Origin of the sequence: Enterobacter sp. 2VL, from assembly GCF_005503595.1 — a bacterium.
Taxonomy (GTDB): Bacteria; Pseudomonadota; Gammaproteobacteria; order Enterobacterales; family Enterobacteriaceae; genus Enterobacter; species Enterobacter cancerogenus.
Map to the genome: position 1 here is coordinate 32827 of NZ_SCNE01000007.1, position 17362 is coordinate 50188.

The following is a 17362-nucleotide window of genomic DNA, read 5'->3' on the forward strand; positions in this document are numbered from 1 at the left end:
AAGAGGAACACGCTATGCCAAACATTGTTTTATGCCGCATCGATGAACGCCTGATCCACGGTCAGGTAGGCGTGCAGTGGGTTGGGTTTGCGGGGGCAAACCTGGTGCTGGTGGCTAATGACGAGGTTGCAGGGGATCCGGTTCAGCAAAACCTGATGGAAATGGTGCTCGCAGAAGGCATTGCCGTGCGCTTCTGGTCGCTGCAAAAAACGATCGACAACATTCACCGCGCCGCCGACCGCCAGAAAATTCTGCTGGTTTGCAAAACCCCCGCTGATTTTCTGACGCTGGTAGAAGGCGGCGTGCCCATCACCCGTATCAACGTCGGAAATATGCACTATGCCAATGGCAAACAGCAAGTTGCCAAAACGGTGTCTGTAGACGCGAACGATATCGCCGCGTTCAACGGCCTGAAAACCGCCGGGGTGGAATGCTTCGTTCAGGGCGTTCCAACAGAAACTGCTTTGGATCTCTTTAAACTGCTCTGAGGGATTCACAATGGAAATCAGTCTGTTGCAGGCATTTGCGTTAGGCATTCTCGCCTTTATCGCAGGCCTGGATATGTTTAACGGGTTAACACACATGCACCGCCCGGTGGTGCTTGGGCCGCTGGTCGGCCTGATTCTGGGCGATCTCCACACCGGTATTTTGACCGGCGGTACGTTAGAGCTGGTCTGGATGGGGCTGGCACCGCTGGCAGGCGCGCAGCCGCCGAACGTGATTATCGGCACCATTGTCGGTACCACGTTCGCGATTACCACTGGCGTGAAGCCGGACGTGGCCGTTGGGGTCGCCGTGCCCTTCGCCGTGGCGGTACAGATGGGCATAACCTTCCTGTTCTCGGTTATGTCCGGTGTGATGTCGCGCTGCGATCGCATGGCGGCCAATGCGGACACCGACGGCATTGAACGGGTTAACTATCTGGCGCTGCTGGCGCTCGGGGTCTTCTACTTTCTGTGCGCGTTTCTGCCCATCTACTTTGGTGCGGAACACGCAAAAACCGCCATTGATGTCCTGCCGGAGCGTTTGATCGACGGCCTCGGCGTCGCGGGCGGCATCATGCCGGCTATCGGCTTTGCCGTGCTGCTGAAGATCATGATGAAAAACGTCTACATCCCTTACTTCATTATCGGTTTCGTGGCGGCGGCCTGGCTGAAGCTCCCGGTGCTGGCCATTGCGGCAGCGGCGCTGGCGATGGCCCTGATCGACCTGCTGCGTAAATCCCCTGAACCGACGGCGCCCGCAGCCCAGAAAGAGGAATTCGAAGATGGCATCTAATCACACTACCCTGCCGGACGTCACCGAAAGCGAAACGTCGCTGCTCACCGGCGTAAACGAAAACGTCTACGAAGACCAGCAGATCGGGGCTGAGCTGACAAAAAAAGATATTAACCGCGTGGCCTGGCGTTCGATGCTGTTACAGGCGTCGTTCAACTATGAACGTATGCAGGCTTCCGGCTGGCTGTATGGCCTGCTGCCCGCGCTGAAAAAAATTCACACCAACAAACGGGACCTGGCGCGCGCCATGAAAGGCCATATGGGCTTCTTCAATACCCACCCGTTCCTGGTGACCTTTGTGATCGGCATTATCCTGGCGATGGAGCGTTCCAAGCAGGATGTGAACAGCATTCAAAGCACCAAGATTGCCGTGGGCGCCCCGCTCGGCGGCATCGGCGATGCCATGTTCTGGCTCACCCTGCTGCCCATCTGCGGCGGTATTGGTGCCAGCCTGGCGCTGCAAGGCTCCATTCTTGGCGCGGTGGTCTTTATCGTACTGTTCAACGTGGTGCATCTCGGCCTGCGCTTTGGCCTGGCGCACTACGCATACCGAATGGGCGTTGCCGCCATTCCGCTGATTAAAGCCAACACCAAAAAGGTGGGCCACGCGGCCTCTATCGTCGGGATGACGGTGATTGGCGCGCTGGTAGCAACCTACGTACGCCTCAATACCACCCTTGAAATTAAGGCCGGGGATGCGGTGGTCAAACTGCAAACCGACGTTATCGACAAGCTGATGCCCGCATTTCTGCCGCTGGTCTATACCCTGACCATGTTCTGGCTGGTACGCCGTGGCTGGAGCCCGCTGCGCCTGATTGGTATCACCGTGGTCCTGGGCGTTGTCGGTAAATTCTGTCACTTCCTGTAAACGCGAAGAGGTTGCGATGTTAGGCATTATTTTGACGGGTCATGGCGGCTTTGCCAGCGGGCTTGAGCAGGCGATGAAGCAGATCCTCGGCGAACAGCCACAGTTTATCGCCATTGATTTTCCCGCGTCTTCCACGACAGCGCGGCTGACCGCTCAGCTCGAGCAGGCGGTGAGTGAACTGGACGGGCAATTCGACATTGTGTTCCTTACCGACCTGCTGGGCGGTACGCCGTTTCGCGTGGCTTCTACGCTGGCGATGCAGCGGCCCGGCAGCGAAGTCATCACCGGCACGAATCTGCAGCTTCTGCTGGAGATGGTGCTGGAGCGCGAGGGACTGAGCAGCGAAGCGTTCCGCCTTCAGGCGCTGGAGTGCGGACACCGCGGCCTGACGAGCCTGGTGGATGAACTTGGCCGCTGTCGCGAGGAAGCGCCTGCCGAGGAAGGGATATGAGCCAGGTACTGCGCGCACGGCGGCTACTCACCGAAGGGGGCTGGCTGGACGACCACCAGTTGCGCATTGAAAAAGACGTGATCGTTGCCATCGACCCCATACCGACGGGCGTGACCGCGCGCGATGCCGAACTGCTTTGTCCGGCCTATATCGATACTCACGTTCACGGCGGCGCGGGGGTGGATGTGATGGATGAGGCGCCCGGCACGCTGGATACGTTAGCCCGGCATAAAGCGCGTGAAGGCGTGGGGGCGTTTCTGCCCACCACCGTCACCGCGCCGCTGGAGGCCATTCACGGTGCGCTTATGCGGATTGCCCGGCGCTGTCTGGCCGGTGGTCCCGGCGCGCTGGTGCTGGGCAGTTATCTGGAGGGGCCGTACTTTACGCCGCAGAATAAAGGGGCGCACCCGCCCGGACTGTTTCGCGAACTGGATATCGCCGAGCTGGACGCGTTGATGGCGGTCTCGCAACACACCCTCAAAGTGGTGGCACTGGCACCAGAAAAACCGGGTGCGCTGCAGGCGATTCGCCATCTGAAGCAGCGAGGCATCCGCGTGATGCTGGGCCACAGCGCCGCCACCTACGGGCAGACGCTTGCCGCCTTTGACGCAGGGGCAGACGGGCTGGTCCACTGCTATAACGGCATGACGGGGTTACATCACAGGGAACCCGGTATGGTGGGTGCCGGGCTAACGGACGAGCGGGCGTGGCTGGAGCTGATTGCCGACGGGCACCACGTTCACCCCGGCGCCATGCGCCTGTGCTGCTGCTGCGCAAAAGATCGCATGGTGTTGATTACCGACGCCATGCAGGCGGCCGGTATGCCCGATGGCCGTTATCGGCTTTGCGGTGAAGACGTTACTCTACGCAGCGGCGTGGTGCGTACGGCGTCAGGTGGGCTGGCGGGCAGTACGCTATCGCTGGATGCTGCCGTACGCAACATGGTTGAACATACGGGCGTAACGGCAGAAGAGGCGATTCATATGGCCTCCCTGCACCCTGCCCGCTTGCTGGGCATTGACGGGCAGCTCGGATCGCTCGCCCCGGGCAAGCGCGCCAATATTATCGCGCTGGACGGCGGTTTACACCTCCAGACGATCTGGATCCAGGGTCAGGCTCTCTCCCTCTGACCTTTCACTTTGCCCCTTTTTGGCTTTACGACACCCCCTCGTAAGGCCTTTCTTTTCCTTTCCTTCATTTTTTGCTTTTCCTTTTCGATCACACTTTTCGTTTTATTTCTTCTTTCGCATTGAACTTTCGATTTCTTTTCTATAAATTTTATTCAACTGCTAAAGTGAACAAGTGAAACGAAACGAAAGATAGCGACACGTTTGCCAGCGTCTGATGTGGAATTCACACGACTAAGGACTGAGTTATGCCAGAAACTATCCCCACCGCCACGACCGGCACATGGACTGAAGAAGAGATCCGCCAGCAGCCATCAAGCTGGATCCGATCGCTGAACAACATCGATAGCCTGCGCGCCTCAATTGACGGTTTTCTTCAACCGCTGCTGCGCAAGCGCGATCTTCGGATCGTACTGACAGGCGCAGGCACCTCCGCCTTTATCGGCGATATCGTTGCGCCGTGGATCGCCAGCCACACCGGGAAAAACATTACCGCCGTACCCACAACCGACCTGGTCACTAACCCAATGGACTACTTCAGCGCCGCACATCCGCTGCTGCTGGTCTCCTTTGCCCGCTCGGGCAATAGCCCGGAAAGCGTCGCAGCTGTACAGCTGGCTAACCAGTTCGTGCCGGAGTGCTATCACCTGACCATTACCTGCAACGAGGCGGGAAGCCTCTACCAGAACGCGGTCGACGGTGATAACGCCTTTGCCCTGCTGATGCCTGCCGAAACGCACGATCGCGGGTTCGCGATGACCAGCAGCATCACCACCATGATGGCGAGCTGCCTGGCGGTGTTCATGCCAGAAGTCTTTAACAGTCAGGCATTCCGCGCCGTCGCCGATCGCTGTCAGGCGATCCTCTCCTCGCTGGGCGATTTTAGCGGCGGCGTTTTTGGCAACGAGCCATGGAAGCGGATCGTCTATCTGGGGAGCGGCGGCCTGCAGGGCGTAGCACGCGAGTCGGCGCTGAAAGTGCTGGAGCTGACCGCAGGCGAGCTGGCGGCCTTTTACGATTCCCCAACCGGCTTCCGCCACGGGCCAAAATCCCTGGTAAATAACGAAACGCTGGTGGTGGTCTTCATCTCCAGCCATCCGTATACCCGCCGCTACGATCTGGATCTGCTGGCCGAGCTGCGCCGCGATCGTCAGGCGATGCGCGTGGTGGCGATCGCAGCCGAAACAGATCCCATTATTGAGGCTGGTCCGCATATTTTGCTGCCGCCTTCCCGCGCGTTTAACGACATGGAACAGGCGTTCTGCTTCCTGATGTACGCCCAGGTCTTTGCGCTCACCCAGTCCATTCGCGTGGGCAACACGCCAGATACCCCGTCTGCCAGCGGCACGGTCAACCGTGTGGTGCAGGGCGTGGTTATTCATCCGTGGCAGGCTTAAGAGGATCGCATTATGAGTATCATCTCAACCAAATACCTTCTGCAGGACGCGCAGGCCAAGGGCTACGCCGTACCGGCATTCAACATTCATAACGCCGAAACGATCCAGGCGATCCTTGAAGTGTGCAGCGAAATGCGATCACCGGTGATCCTCGCGGGCACGCCGGGCACCTTCAAGCACATTGCGCTCGAAGAGATCTACGCCCTCTGTAGCGCTTACTCCCTCAGCTATGACATGCCGCTGGCGCTGCATCTCGATCACCATGAATCACTGGACGATATTCGTCGCAAGGTGAACGCCGGTGTGCGCAGCGCCATGATCGACGGCAGCCACTACCCGTTTGAACAGAACGTGAAGCTGGTGAAATCGGTTGTCGATTTCTGCCACCTCAACGACTGCAGCGTCGAGGCCGAACTGGGGCGACTGGGCGGCGTGGAAGATGACATGAGCGTGGATGCCGAGAGCGCATTTCTGACCGACCCGCAGGAAGCGAAACGCTTCGTTGAACTGACGGGCGTGGACAGCCTCGCCGTCGCCATCGGAACGGCCCACGGTCTGTACACCAAACGGCCAAAAATTGACTTCCAGCGCCTGGCGGAGATCCGCGACGTGGTGAGCGTTCCGCTGGTGCTCCATGGCGCGAGTGATGTGCCGGATGAATATGTACGCCGCACCATCGAGCTGGGCATTTGCAAAGTCAACGTGGCTACCGAGCTAAAAATTGCCTTTTCTGATGCGGTTAAAGCCTGGTTTGCCGACAACCCGCAGGGCAACGATCCGCGCTATTACATGCGCGTCGGCATGGACGCCATGAAAGAGGTGGTCAGAAGCAAAATCAACGTGTGCGGCTCGGCCAACCGACTGCTGCTTACGGCTGATGCCTGAATCCCGTCGTAAATAACATCGCTCTCTGAAAATAACTATAAGCCTCGCAAATATGAAGGCGCGTCCTTAAGCCGGACAGCGCCTTCCTTTACCATAAAAAAATTCCGAGGAGTCCCTACATGACACAGGAAAAGTCGTTTAAATCGAAAGCGTGGGCGTTTTTTCAAAGTCTGGGAAAGACCTTTATGTTCCCGGTCTCGCTGCTGGCCTTTATGGGCCTGCTGCTGGGGATCGGCAGTTCCGTCACCAGCCCTTCAACCATTAAAAGTTTCCCTTTTCTGGGTGGCGAGCTCACGCAGCTCACCTTTGGTTTTATTGCCATGGTCGGCGGTTTCGCCTTTACCTATCTTCCCCTGATGTTCGCGATGGCGATCCCGATGGGGCTTGCCAAACGCAACAAGGCCGTGGGCGCGTTTGCCGGGTTCGTGGGCTACATGCTGATGAACATGAGCATTAACTATTACCTGACCGCAACCCACCAGCTTGCCGATGCGGCCACCATGAGGCAGGTGGGGCAATCCATTGTGCTGGGGATCCAAACCCTGGAGATGGGTGTGCTGGGTGGGATCGTGGTTGGGGTAATTACCTATTTTCTGCATGAGCGTTTTCAGGACACGGTATTACACGACGCCTTCGCTTTCTTTAGCGGCATCCGCTTTGTGCCCATTATTACCGCGCTGACCCTCTCGCTGGTCGGCCTGTTCATTCCCCTGCTGTGGGAATACGTGGCGCTGGGCATTGCCGGAATTGGCCATATCATTCAGAGCACCAGCGTTTTCGGCCCGTTCCTGTACGGCGTGGGCGTGCTGCTGCTCAAGCCTTTTGGCCTGCACCATATCCTGCTGGCAATGGTGCGTTTCACCCCAGCGGGCGGCATTGAGATGGTCAATGGTCATGAAGTGGCCGGTGCGCTGAATATCTTCTACGCCGAACTCAAGGCCGGACTGCCGTTTAGCCCGCACGTCACCGCATTCCTGTCGCAGGGCTTTATGCCGACCTTTATCTTCGGGCTCCCGGCGGTGGCGTATGCCATCTACCGCACCGCACGCCCGGAGAATCGCCCGGTCATCAAAGGGCTGCTGCTCTCCGGCGTGCTGGTTTCCGTTGTCACCGGTATTTCAGAACCGATTGAGTTCCTGTTCCTGTTTATCGCGCCGGCGCTTTACGCCTTCCATATCGTGATGTCTGGTCTGGCGCTGATGGTTATGGCCCTGCTGGGTGTCACCATCGGCAACACCGACGGCGGCATTCTGGACCTGCTGATCTTCGGTGTAATGCAGGGCATGTCGACCAAATGGTATCTGCTGTTCCCGGTAGGCATCGCCTGGTTCGCCATCTACTTCTTCGTCTTCCGCTGGTACATCCTCAAGCACGACATTAGAACGCCAGGGCGAGAAGTGGATACCCAGGGGGCGCTGCAGGCCGTAGAGGCCAACACCCGGGCGCGCGGAAAATCGAAATACGATCATGGGCTTATCCTGCGTGCGCTCGGCGGTAAAGAGAATATTGAGTCCCTCGACAACTGCATTACCCGCCTGCGTCTGGTGGTGAAGGATATGGGGCTTGTGGATCAACAGGCGCTTAAAACGGCCGGGGCGTTATCCGTCGTGGTGCTCGACGCACACAGCGTGCAGGTGATTATCGGCCCGCAGGTCCAGAGCGTGAAAACCGGCATTGAAGCCTTAATTTAACAGGGGGTAGTTGTGTTTGATTTTGACAAAATCATAGAGCGCAAAAGCGATAGATGCCGCAAATGGGATCACGCCTTTGTCTGTTCACGCTTCGGTGATGTGCCTGAGGGGTTTATCCCGCTGTGGATTGCGGATATGGATTTCACCTCACCGCCCGCCGTGATTGAAGGCTTTCAGCGCATCGTGGAGCACGGCACCTTTGGCTATACCTGGTGCTTCGACGAATTCTACGATGCCGTTATCGCCTTCCAGCGCCAGCGCCATCAGGTAGAAGTTGAGAAAGCGTGGGTAACGTTAACCTACGGCACCGTCTCCACGCTGCATTACACGGTACAGGCATTCTGCGAGCCCGGTGACTGCGTGATGATGAACACACCGGTATACGACCCGTTTGCGATGGCAACGCAGCGTCAGGGCGTGCAAGTACTTGCTAACCCGCTGCGCGTGGACGACAACCGCTATTACCTGGATTTTAACCGGGTGGAGGAGCAGCTTAAAACGCACCGACCCCGGCTGTGGTTCTTCTGCTCGCCGCATAACCCCTCCGGAAGGATCTGGCGGGCAGATGAGATCCGCCAGGTCTCCGAGCTGTGTCAACGCTACGGCACTCTTCTGGTGGTCGACGAGGTGCACGCGGAACACATTCTCGACGGCAGGTTTGTTAGCTGTCTGACAGCCGGCTGCGCTGCGCAGGACAATCTGATCGTTCTGACCTCGCCGAATAAGGCGTTCAATCTGGGGGGGCTGAAAACCTCTTATTCCATTATCCCGGATGATTCTCTGCGCCAGCGCTTCCGCCAGCAGTTGGAGAAGAACTCCATCACCTCACCCAACATCTTCGGCGTATGGGGAATTATTCTGGCCTATCAGCACGGCCTGCCGTGGCTTGACGCGCTGAACAATTATCTGCGCGGCAATGCACGTTATCTGGCAGATGCCCTCCAGACCCACTTCCCGGCATGGAAAATGATGAACCCGGAGTCGTCGTATCTCGCCTGGATAGACGTCAGCGCCGACGATCGGAGTGCCACCGAGTTGACCCGGCATTTCGCCCGGCAGGCGGGCGTCGTTATCGAGGATGGCACCCACTACGTACAAAACGGCGAAAACTACCTGCGGATTAACTTCGGCACCCAGCGCGACTGGCTGGAGCAGTCCATCGACCGCATGCTGAAGCATTACTGATATCGACCCGCGTCGGCTGGTCAGGTCAGGCTATGACCTGCCAGCTGCCTCCTTTTCTGGCACCTTCACGCTTCACTTTATTTTTGTGTTGTAACGTACGGAGATAACGCTCAACGGTGCGGGAACTCACGCCTAACGCGGATGCCAGCATCGCGGCGGTCATCTGAGGATGGGCGGTAAGAAGGTGCAGAATCGCGATCTCTTTTTCCGACATTTGTTCCGACATTTGTTCCGACACCTCTGTCGGAACGGCAATACCTTCACGCAGCGTATCCGCCATATTCCGCAGCATAAACTCGATAAAAGCGGTGCAATCGCTCGCACGATCGCACTGGCCCAGGATTTCGTAATAACGTGATTGCTGGAAATGGATCAACGTCTCGACAGGCAACCAGGCAAGTTCAGCCCGCCAGTGGCTCAGGATAAGCGTTTGCCACAACCGTCCCATACGGCCATTGCCATCGGAAAAGGGATGTATAAATTCAAACTCGTAGTGAAACACAGAGCTGGCTATCAGGGGATGGATGTCGGTTTGCTCCAGCCAGCAGAGGAGATCGTTGATAAGACGTTGCATTTGCGAAGCGGGCGGGGCCATATGAACCAGCTGCGTTCCACGGTAGATCCCCACATCACCCTGCCTCAGTTTACCGGGTTTATCGACCAGACCAGACATCAACACCCGATGCGCGCTGAGCAGATCGTTGAGACGCCAGGGTTTCCAGTCGGGCAGTTTCTCGTAGGCAAGGATAGCGTTGCGCACCTCCTGAATATCCTTCTCAGGTGCAAGTACACGTTTCCCGTCCATAATCGCCGTTACCTGCCCGGTCGTTAGCGAGTTATGCTCAATCGCCAGGGATGCCTGAATGGTCCGAATGCGATTCTCTTTGCGTAGCAGAGGGGATGTTCTGCCAGAATGCGCCGCCCAGTGCCCCAGTAGTTCGCCGATCTCAATAACCTGATTGAGGATAGAGGGCGTAATCGTAAAAGGAGGCTGATAGCGGCTCATGTGTTACTCCCCCTGCTGCTCCAGCGCATACTTATACAGCGCATTTTTCTTCACGCCGTGAATCTCTGCAGCCAGCGCGGCGGCTTTCTTGAGCGGCAGTTCAGCCTGCAGCAGCGCCAGGGTGCGCAGCGCATCGGCGGGCAGTGCATCTTCCTGCGCTTTATGGCCTTCGACTATCAGAACCATTTCGCCCTTGCGGCGGTTTTCGTCCTCTTTGACCCATGCCAGCAGTTCGCCCACCGGCGCGCCGTGGATGGTCTCCCAGGTTTTGGTCAGTTCACGCGCCAGCACCACATAGCGGGATTCGCCCCAGACGGTGACCATATCGTCCAGGCTTTCCAGCAGACGATGGGTAGATTCGTAGAAAATCAGCGTACGCGGCTCGGCTTCCAGATCTTTTAACACATCGCGACGGCCTTTGGATTTCGCGGGCAGAAAGCCTTCGTAGCAGAAACGGTCGGACGGTAAACCGGCCGCGCTTAACGCCGCAATGGCCGCGCATGGGCCTGGCAGAGGGACCACGCGGATGCCCGCTTCACGGCAGGTACGCACCAGATGGTAGCCCGGATCGTTGATCAGCGGCGTGCCGGCGTCGGAGACGAGTGCAATGTTCTGCCCCTCTTTCAGCTTTGCCACCAGCGTTTCTGCTTTTTGTTGCTCATTATGATCGTGCAGGGCAAACAACCGGGCGCTAATGGCGAAGTGTTGCAGCAGTAAACCGGTATGTCGGGTGTCTTCAGCAGCAATTAAATCAACGGCTTGCAATACGGTAAGTGCACGTTGGGTAATATCAGACAAATTCCCGATAGGAGTAGGTACAATATAAAGCTGGCCTTGAGAATTATCTGCCGTTTCGTGTTGTTTCATTGTTTAGTCCGGATTGCCGATTTAATATTGAGCATTGCGTAAAAAAATCACTGGATACAGTATGGTACCGTTAACGTTTATAAGAACAAAAGCCGCACGCAGCGTGCCTCTCCTGCTGGCCGCCCTGATCTTCGCAGGCTGTGGCACCCAGGCACCCGACCAGAGCACGGCCCACATGCAGGGTTCGGCTCAGGCTGATTCTGGCTTTTATCTGCAACAAATGTCGCAGAGCTCGAATGATACCAAGACCAACTGGCAATTACTCGCCATTCGTGCACTGCTGAAAGAGGGTAAAACCCAGCAGGCCGCCGAACTGTTCAACCAGCTGCCGCAAGATCTGACCGACACCCAGCGTCGTGAGCAGGGTTTACTGTCTGCCGAGCTGAAAGTGGCGCTGAAAGATTACGAATCAGCGAAGAAAATCCTCGGTAACATTGACGTGGGTGCGCTGGATAAAAACCAGCAGGCCCGCTTCTGGCAGGCCGGTATCACCGCGGAGCAAGGCCGTCCGTCCCTGACGCTGCTGCGCGCGCTGATTGCCCAGGAGCCGTTGCTGAGCGGGGCCGACAAACAGAAAAATATCGATGCCACCTGGCAGGCGCTCGCCTCCATGACCCAGGATCAGGCCCGGGCGATGGTCATCAATGCAGACGAAAACGTGCTGCAGGGCTGGCTGGATCTGCAGCAGATGTGGTTCACCAACCGCAGCGATCCGAACATGCTGAAAGCAGGCATTACCGACTGGCAAACACGTTATCCGCAAAACCCGGGGGCCAAAATGCTGCCCGGGCAACTGGTCAACGTGCAGAACTTTAAGCCAGCCTCCACCAGCAAGATTGCCCTGCTCCTGCCGTTGAACGGTCAGGCGGCGGTGTTTGGCCGCGCGATCCAGCAAGGTTTTGAAGCCGCGAAGAACGGCACAACGACAGTGTCAGGCAGCGCGGTGCCGGATCAGGCAGCCCAGGCGGCGAACGTCAGTGACGTGATCAGCCCGTCCGCGGCAGAGACCAGCGACCTGACCACAGCGCAAGCTCCGGCTCAGGGGACCCTGCAAAACCCGGTTACGGCACCGACGACGCCACCGGCTGAGACAGCGGCACCGGCCCCGGCGGCCCAGCCCCCTGTTGAAACGCCAGCCGCGCCAGCGACCGAGGCGACAACTACGGCGCAACCGCAGGCCACTCAGCCAGAGCAACAGCCTGCCGCGCAGCAGCAGACCGTAGCAACGCCCGGCGCTAACCCGGGCGCAGAGCTGAAAATCTACGATACCAGCGCCCAGCCGCTCGACCAGGTTCTGGCGCAGGTGCAGCAGGACGGCGCGAGCATCGTTGTCGGCCCGCTGTTGAAAAACAACGTAGAAGAGCTGATGAAGAGCAACACCCCGCTGAATGTGCTGGCGCTTAACCAGCCGGAGCAGGTGCAAAACCGTGCCAATATCTGCTATTTCGCCCTCTCACCGGAAGACGAAGCACGCGATGCGGCGCGGCATATTCACGAGCAGGGCAAACAGGCCCCGCTGCTGTTGATCCCGCGTAGCGCGCTGGGCGACCGTGTCGCTACCGCCTTTGCCGACGAGTGGCAAAAACTGGGCGGCGGCGTCGTGCTGCAGCAGAAATTTGGCTCAGCCGGTGAATTGCGAGCTGGGGTAAACGGCGGCGCAGGCATCGCGCTGAACGGCAGCCCGGTCGCCTCCAGCCTGCCACAGCAGCAGGGTGTGACCATCGGCGGCCTGACCATTCCGGCACCGCCAACGGACGCACAAATCAGCGGTGGCGGTAAGGTCGATGCGGCTTACATCGTTGCCACGCCGGAAGAGATTGCCTTCATCAAGCCGATGATCGCCATGCGTAACGGCAGCCAGAGCGGGGCGACGCTCTACGCCAGCTCCCGCAGCGCGCAGGGCACCGCAGGCCCGGATTTCCGTCTGGAGATGGACGGCCTGCAGTACAGCGAAATCCCGATGCTGGCAGGCAGCAACCCTGCGCTGATGCAGCAGGCGCTCGGCGCAGTACGTAACGACTACTCCCTGGCACGTCTGTATGCCATGGGCGTTGATGCGTGGGCGCTGGCCAACAACTTTACCCAGATGCGTCAGGTACCGGGCTTTGAGCTGAACGGTAACACCGGCGATCTGACGGCAACGCAGGACTGCGTGATTAACAGGAAGTTATCATGGCTCAAATACCAGCAGGGGCAAATCGTCCCGGCCAGTTAAGCCGTAAAGAGACCGGCGACGCGTGGGAGGTAAAAGCGCGTCGCTGGCTTGAAGGCAAAGGACTGCGCTTCATCGCCGCCAACGTTCGCGGACGCGGCGGCGAAATCGACCTGATTATGAAAGACGGCCCGGTCACCGTGTTTGTTGAAGTGCGCTATCGACAGTCGTCCCGTTTTGGCGGTGCTGCCGCCAGCGTGACGCTCGCCAAACAACATAAATTATTACAGACTGCCCACTTGTGGCTCGCCCGCCATAATGGGAGTTTTGATACTGTGGATTGCCGGTTTGATGTGGTAGCCTTCACCGGAAATGAGATCGACTGGCTTAAAAACGCTTTTGGCGAAGACGCATAATTACGATTTAAAGGGATAACGTGCTCGATAGAATTAAAGTGTGCTTCACAGAAAGCATTCAAACGCAGATTGCCGCGGCGGAAGCTCTCCCGGACGCGATTTCCCGCGCCGCGATGACGCTGGTGCAGTCCTTGCTCAACGGCAACAAAATCCTCTGTTGTGGTAATGGAACCTCGGCCGCCAACGCACAGCATTTTGCTGCCAGCATGATCAATCGTTTTGAAACCGAACGCCCAAGTTTACCCGCCATTGCACTAAATACCGATAATGTGGTCTTAACTGCGATTGCAAACGACCGTCTGCATGACGAAATTTACGCAAAGCAGGTGCGCGCCTTAGGCCATGCCGGAGATGTGCTGCTGGCGATTTCAACCCGCGGCAACAGCCGTGACATCGTCAAAGCCGTTGAAGCGGCCGTCACCCGTGACATGACCATCGTGGCATTAACCGGCTATGACGGCGGCGAACTGGCCGGTCTCCTTGGGCCGCAGGATGTGGAAATCCGCATTCCTTCTCACCGCAGCGCCCGCATTCAGGAAATGCACATGCTGACGGTGAACTGCTTATGCGATCTGATCGATAACACGCTTTTCCCTCACCAGGATGATTAAGGAGTTTTCATGAAGGCTTTATCGACCCTTGCAGTCCTTATGTCTGCACTGCTACTCCAGGGTTGTATCGCGGCGGCCGTCGTCGGTACCGCCGCCGTGGGTACCAAAGCGGCGACCGATCCGCGCACCGTCGGCACACAGGTTGATGACGGCACGCTGGAGCTGCGCGTCAACAGTGCGCTGTCCAAAGACGAACAGATTAAGAAAGAAGCGCGCATCAACGTGACGGCCTATCAGGGCAAAGTCCTGCTGGCAGGACAGGCGCCAACCACTGAACTCGCTTCACGTGCTAAACAGATTGCGATGGGCGTAGAAGGGACAACCGAAGTGTTTAACGAAGTGCGTCAGGGGCAGCCAATCAGCCTTGGTACCGCATCGTCAGATACCTGGATCACCACCAAAGTACGTTCCCAGCTGTTGGGCTCTGACCAGGTCAAATCCTCTAACGTGAAAGTGACCACCGAGAATGGCGAAGTGTTCCTGCTGGGTCTTGTGACCGAACGTGAAGGGAAAGCGGCAGCGGATATCGCCAGCCGGGTGAGCGGCGTGAAACACGTCACCACCGCGTTTACTTACATCAAGTAACCTAAACCTGCCCCCAGGCCCGGTAATCGCTAGCGCCACCGGGCTTTTTTTTACAGCAGCGCAATACTTCCCACAATTATCCCACTCAAGGCCACCAGCCCCGCCGTCAGCCACAGCGCTTTCGCAGGGAATGACTTACGCAGCATAACGAACGAGGGCAGGCTTACCGCAGGTAGCGTGATAAGCAGCGCCAGCGCGGGCGCGGTGCCCATTCCGGCCAGCATCATGGTCTGGACAATCGGAATTTCTGCCGCCGTTGGGATCACAAACAGGCATCCTGCCACCGCCATCGCAATCACCCACATCAGCGTGTTGTCGATAGCCCCATCCGCATGGGGGAACAGCCAGACGCGCGCCGCGCCGAGAACCAGTACCGCCAGGATATAAACCGGGATAGTGCTCCAGAAGAGCTGCCACAGCGCTTTGCCCCAGCGAGCGAAGAACCCGCCCTGCGGCTCGCGCATCTCCAGCTCAACGGACGCTGTTTCTACCGTCTTGTCCTTCACCAGTTGCTGCACCAGCGTGGCGACCACCAGCACGGTCAACAGCCCGGCGACCAGGCGGATAAAGGCAAAATGCCAGCCGAGGACAAAGCCCATGAACACCAGCGTGGCCGGATTAAGCAGCGGGTTTCCCATCCAGAACGCGAGCGCCCCGCCCATTGAGACGCGCTGGCGACGCAGACCGGCGGTAACCGGCGCAGCGCAGCAGGAGCACATCATGCCCGGCAGGGAGAAAATCGTCCCCAACAGCGTGCCCTGAAAGCGCGGCTGGCCTAAGGTTTTCACCAGCCAGTTACGCGGGATAAGGACCTGAACCAGCGAGCCGAGGAGCACCCCTAATACCGCCGCTTTCCAGACGGCAAGGAAATAGACCATGGCGTAGTCCCACGCCGCCCGTAGCGGGCTGGCATCGGCCTGTGCGAGGATGGATTTACCAATACTGTGCGTGTCGGCAGCGGTGAAGGCTTTACCGTAGTAAGGCTGCCACTTCACGTACCAAAGGCCAACGATGACCACAAGAAAGAAGAGTGCGGGCTTCCACCATTGAACAGGTGTTGCCGCCTGAGATGAAGACTGACCAGTCATAGCATTCCCCGGAGAGTGTTATTGAATAAGCCGGGGGAGTTTACGCCTCGCCCTGCGCGATTTCACGCAGTTTTGCTGAGGGGATAATATTCACACCTTTCTTAGAGGGCGACAGGCCTTCTTTTAACATGGCGCGGGCGACGTCTCTTGCCTCGATGGATTTCCAGTTGCCGGGCAGGATTTTAAACAGCGGGGCAAAAAAGGATTCGTTGAACCGTCGCTCGTCACGGTGCCCGAGCAGCATCGAAGGCCGGACAATGGTCAGATACTCCCACTCCTGAGCGATCAGCGCCTCCTCCATTTTGCCTTTTACCTTGCTGTAGAAAAAAGGCGAGCTGGCGTTGGCACCCATTGAGCTGACCACCACAAAATGCTTCGCCCCCAGTTTTTTGGCCGTCAGGGCCGTATCGACAATCAGCGTGTAGTCGGCATGCACGAACGCCTCTTTGCTGCCCGCCTCGCGCCGCGTGGTGCCGAGACAGCAAAAGGCGATATCTATGGGGTCCTGCACCTGCCCCAGCGCATCGGTAAGCTGCGGATCGTGAGGATTAAAGATGACTGAGATATCGGCCAGCGGGCGACGCGTAGGCGCGGCGATATAGTTTACCCTTCGCTCCTGAATCAACAGCCGCAGCAGATGGTCGCCCACCAGCCCGGTTGCGCCTGTTATCAATACCTGGCTCATCCTCTTCCCCTTTACAGAATAGTCCGTTTGCGATTCTGGCCTGCTCGACCACACTTAAAAGTCTGTACGGTAAGTATTTACCACAAACGGGAAAAAAACAGTCTGAAGCGATAACAACGGAGGAACCATGGGTAAAAAAATCGCAGTCTTGATTACCGACGAGTTTGAAGATTCAGAATTCACGTCGCCAGCAGAGGCATTCCGCAAGGCGGGCCACGAGGTCGTTACCATCGAGAAAGAAGCGGGTAAAACCGTGAAGGGCCACAAGGGCGAAGCCAGCGTGACCATTGACGAATCCATTGATAACGTCAGCCCGTCAGATTTCGATGCCCTGCTGTTACCAGGCGGCCATTCACCGGATTCCCTGCGCGGAGACGATCGTTTCGTCACGTTCACCCGCGATTTCGTCGCCACCGGCAAGCCGGTCTTTGCCATTTGCCACGGGCCTCAGCTGCTGATCAGCGCTGATGTCGTGCGCGGACGTAAGCTCACCGCCGTGAAACCGATCGTTATCGATCTGAAAAACGCGGGTGCCGAGTTCTACGATCAGGAGGTGGTCAACGATAAAGATCAGCTGATCACCAGCCGTACGCCGGACGATCTGCCAGCGTTTAACCGCGAAGCGTTACGCCTGCTCGGCGCGTAACCAGTGCAGCTTTTTGCCAAAGCCCAGCGTGTTGTCGGTAAATTTCAGCTCATCAAGGCGGATTTCCCACACCGGGGCTTTTAGCGCAGCGGCAACCGGGAAGCGTCGCGTGTAGCGTTTACGCTGCGCGTCGCTTTCCTCTCCTTCCAGACGGCGAATTTCCCCTTTGAACTGAAGCCCGCGGATCAGCGCCACCGTTTTCGGCTGGCCGTTTACCGTGCCGGCCACCTTCGCCTGCTGGCCCGTCATTTGGGCATGACGCGTTTTGTCTTCGCTGAGGACGTAAAACGCCACCCGCTCCGGGTCGTAATAGTAGAACGCGTTCGCGCACCACATCTCCCCTTCGTCGTAGACACACCAGGTGACAACATGCTGCTTCGCAAGCCAGCGGTTTATGGCGGCCAGTGTTTCCATTTTTACTCTC

At 57.9% G+C, this 17362-nt stretch carries 19 protein-coding genes; 14 read left to right on the forward strand and 5 right to left on the reverse strand.

Annotated features, from left to right (window positions below; translation table 11 throughout):
• Positions 1–14 precede the first annotated feature (14 nt).
• From agaV to FFS28_RS16525, 9 genes are all read left to right on the forward strand, one after another.
• Positions 15–488, forward strand: coding sequence for a PTS N-acetylgalactosamine transporter subunit IIB (gene agaV, locus FFS28_RS16485; RefSeq protein ID WP_137903497.1), 474 nt, complete (start codon positions 15–17; stop codon positions 486–488).
• Between the two features lie 10 nt (positions 489–498).
• On the forward strand, positions 499–1278 hold the full coding sequence (gene agaW / locus FFS28_RS16490; RefSeq protein WP_006178726.1) for a PTS N-acetylgalactosamine transporter subunit IIC: 780 nt from the start codon (positions 499–501) through the stop codon (positions 1276–1278).
• The gene (agaE, locus tag FFS28_RS16495; RefSeq protein WP_101736923.1) at positions 1268–2146 is read left to right on the forward strand and encodes a PTS N-acetylgalactosamine transporter subunit IID; all 879 of its coding nucleotides are present in this window, start codon (positions 1268–1270) and stop codon (positions 2144–2146) included. The genes agaW and agaE overlap by 11 nt, the downstream gene beginning before the upstream one ends.
• Before the next feature lie 16 nt (positions 2147–2162).
• Positions 2163–2597, forward strand: a complete 435-nt coding sequence (agaF, locus tag FFS28_RS16500) for a PTS galactosamine/N-acetylgalactosamine transporter subunit IIA (RefSeq protein WP_006178729.1) — start codon at positions 2163–2165, stop codon at positions 2595–2597.
• Positions 2594–3727, forward strand: coding sequence for an N-acetylglucosamine-6-phosphate deacetylase (gene nagA / locus FFS28_RS16505; RefSeq protein WP_137903498.1), 1134 nt, complete (start codon positions 2594–2596; stop codon positions 3725–3727). The genes agaF and nagA overlap by 4 nt, the downstream gene beginning before the upstream one ends.
• A gap of 245 nt (positions 3728–3972) precedes the next feature.
• Positions 3973–5121, forward strand: a complete 1149-nt coding sequence (locus FFS28_RS16510; protein ID WP_137903499.1) for an SIS domain-containing protein — start codon at positions 3973–3975, stop codon at positions 5119–5121.
• Between the two features lie 12 nt (positions 5122–5133).
• Complete coding sequence (kbaY, locus tag FFS28_RS16515) at positions 5134–6006, forward strand: tagatose-bisphosphate aldolase subunit KbaY (protein WP_101736919.1); 873 nt, start codon at positions 5134–5136, stop codon at positions 6004–6006.
• Between the two features lie 119 nt (positions 6007–6125).
• Positions 6126–7697 carry a maltose/glucose-specific PTS transporter subunit IIBC gene (gene malX, locus FFS28_RS16520; RefSeq protein WP_137903500.1) on the forward strand — a complete coding sequence of 524 codons (1572 nt, stop codon included), beginning with the start codon at positions 6126–6128 and terminating at the stop codon, positions 7695–7697.
• A gap of 12 nt (positions 7698–7709) precedes the next feature.
• Complete coding sequence (locus tag FFS28_RS16525; protein ID WP_137903501.1) at positions 7710–8882, forward strand: MalY/PatB family protein; 1173 nt, start codon at positions 7710–7712, stop codon at positions 8880–8882.
• A 25-nt stretch (positions 8883–8907) separates the two neighbouring features.
• Here the strand turns inward: FFS28_RS16525 and FFS28_RS16530 are convergent, their stop codons facing one another.
• Together FFS28_RS16530 and rsmI are read right to left on the reverse strand one after the other, a co-directional pair.
• Positions 8908–9888 (reverse strand): Fic family protein, encoded by a 981-nt coding sequence (locus tag FFS28_RS16530; protein WP_137903502.1) that lies wholly within the window; start codon positions 9886–9888, stop codon positions 8908–8910.
• Positions 9889–9891: 3 nt separating this feature from the next.
• Positions 9892–10755 (reverse strand): 16S rRNA (cytidine(1402)-2'-O)-methyltransferase, encoded by an 864-nt coding sequence (gene rsmI / locus FFS28_RS16535; RefSeq protein ID WP_125915257.1) that lies wholly within the window; start codon positions 10753–10755, stop codon positions 9892–9894.
• Between the two features lie 61 nt (positions 10756–10816).
• Here rsmI and FFS28_RS16540 point away from each other — a divergent pair, with 61 nt between their 5' ends.
• Genes FFS28_RS16540 through dolP form a run of 4 tightly spaced genes read left to right on the forward strand, consistent with a single transcriptional unit; the run spans position 10817 to position 14519 of the window.
• Positions 10817–12970 carry a penicillin-binding protein activator gene (locus tag FFS28_RS16540; protein ID WP_137903503.1) on the forward strand — a complete coding sequence of 718 codons (2154 nt, stop codon included), beginning with the start codon at positions 10817–10819 and terminating at the stop codon, positions 12968–12970.
• Positions 12928–13323 carry a YraN family protein gene (locus FFS28_RS16545; protein ID WP_088208472.1) on the forward strand — a complete coding sequence of 132 codons (396 nt, stop codon included), beginning with the start codon at positions 12928–12930 and terminating at the stop codon, positions 13321–13323. Before FFS28_RS16540 ends, FFS28_RS16545 begins: the two co-directional genes overlap by 43 nt.
• Before the next feature lie 20 nt (positions 13324–13343).
• Positions 13344–13934 (forward strand): DnaA initiator-associating protein DiaA, encoded by a 591-nt coding sequence (diaA, locus tag FFS28_RS16550; RefSeq protein ID WP_006178740.1) that lies wholly within the window; start codon positions 13344–13346, stop codon positions 13932–13934.
• A 9-nt stretch (positions 13935–13943) separates the two neighbouring features.
• The gene (dolP, locus tag FFS28_RS16555; protein ID WP_058609413.1) at positions 13944–14519 is read left to right on the forward strand and encodes a division/outer membrane stress-associated lipid-binding lipoprotein; all 576 of its coding nucleotides are present in this window, start codon (positions 13944–13946) and stop codon (positions 14517–14519) included.
• A 50-nt stretch (positions 14520–14569) separates the two neighbouring features.
• Here dolP and FFS28_RS16560 read toward each other — a convergent pair whose 3' ends face one another.
• Complete coding sequence (locus FFS28_RS16560) at positions 14570–15607, reverse strand: permease (protein ID WP_137903504.1); 1038 nt, start codon at positions 15605–15607, stop codon at positions 14570–14572.
• A 40-nt stretch (positions 15608–15647) separates the two neighbouring features.
• The gene (locus tag FFS28_RS16565) at positions 15648–16292 is read right to left on the reverse strand and encodes an NAD(P)H-binding protein (protein WP_137903505.1); all 645 of its coding nucleotides are present in this window, start codon (positions 16290–16292) and stop codon (positions 15648–15650) included.
• Between the two features lie 127 nt (positions 16293–16419).
• Here FFS28_RS16565 and FFS28_RS16570 point away from each other — a divergent pair, with 127 nt between their 5' ends.
• Positions 16420–16938 (forward strand): type 1 glutamine amidotransferase domain-containing protein, encoded by a 519-nt coding sequence (locus tag FFS28_RS16570; RefSeq protein WP_006178744.1) that lies wholly within the window; start codon positions 16420–16422, stop codon positions 16936–16938.
• On the opposite strand, the gene FFS28_RS16575 is transcribed toward FFS28_RS16570, so the two are convergent.
• A complete protein-coding gene (locus FFS28_RS16575) occupies positions 16918–17352 on the reverse strand; it encodes a YhbP family protein (RefSeq protein WP_006178745.1) in 435 nt (144 codons plus the stop codon). The genes FFS28_RS16570 and FFS28_RS16575 overlap by 21 nt on opposite strands.
• Between the last annotated feature and the right edge of the window lie 10 nt (positions 17353–17362).

Excerpts from the sequence above, each read along its gene's own strand:
- rsmI (WP_125915257.1), bottom strand. The coding sequence starts at position 10,755 with ATGAAACAACACGAAACGGCAGATAATTCTCAAGGCCAGCTTTATATT.
- kbaY (WP_101736919.1), top strand. The coding sequence starts at position 5,134 with ATGAGTATCATCTCAACCAAATACCTTCTGCAGGACGCGCAGGCCAAG.
- agaE (WP_101736923.1), top strand. The coding sequence starts at position 1,268 with ATGGCATCTAATCACACTACCCTGCCGGACGTCACCGAAAGCGAAACG.
- FFS28_RS16510 (WP_137903499.1), top strand. The coding sequence starts at position 3,973 with ATGCCAGAAACTATCCCCACCGCCACGACCGGCACATGGACTGAAGAA.
- FFS28_RS16540 (WP_137903503.1), top strand. The coding sequence starts at position 10,817 with ATGGTACCGTTAACGTTTATAAGAACAAAAGCCGCACGCAGCGTGCCT.
- FFS28_RS16560 (WP_137903504.1), bottom strand. The coding sequence starts at position 15,607 with ATGACTGGTCAGTCTTCATCTCAGGCGGCAACACCTGTTCAATGGTGG.
- dolP (WP_058609413.1), top strand. The coding sequence starts at position 13,944 with ATGAAGGCTTTATCGACCCTTGCAGTCCTTATGTCTGCACTGCTACTC.
- agaV (WP_137903497.1), top strand. The coding sequence starts at position 15 with ATGCCAAACATTGTTTTATGCCGCATCGATGAACGCCTGATCCACGGT.
- FFS28_RS16565 (WP_137903505.1), bottom strand. The coding sequence starts at position 16,292 with ATGAGCCAGGTATTGATAACAGGCGCAACCGGGCTGGTGGGCGACCAT.
- FFS28_RS16575 (WP_006178745.1), bottom strand. The coding sequence starts at position 17,352 with ATGGAAACACTGGCCGCCATAAACCGCTGGCTTGCGAAGCAGCATGTT.
- malX (WP_137903500.1), top strand. The coding sequence starts at position 6,126 with ATGACACAGGAAAAGTCGTTTAAATCGAAAGCGTGGGCGTTTTTTCAA.
- agaF (WP_006178729.1), top strand. The coding sequence starts at position 2,163 with ATGTTAGGCATTATTTTGACGGGTCATGGCGGCTTTGCCAGCGGGCTT.
- agaW (WP_006178726.1), top strand. The coding sequence starts at position 499 with ATGGAAATCAGTCTGTTGCAGGCATTTGCGTTAGGCATTCTCGCCTTT.
- nagA (WP_137903498.1), top strand. The coding sequence starts at position 2,594 with ATGAGCCAGGTACTGCGCGCACGGCGGCTACTCACCGAAGGGGGCTGG.
- FFS28_RS16570 (WP_006178744.1), top strand. The coding sequence starts at position 16,420 with ATGGGTAAAAAAATCGCAGTCTTGATTACCGACGAGTTTGAAGATTCA.
- FFS28_RS16545 (WP_088208472.1), top strand. The coding sequence starts at position 12,928 with ATGGCTCAAATACCAGCAGGGGCAAATCGTCCCGGCCAGTTAAGCCGT.
- FFS28_RS16530 (WP_137903502.1), bottom strand. The coding sequence starts at position 9,888 with ATGAGCCGCTATCAGCCTCCTTTTACGATTACGCCCTCTATCCTCAAT.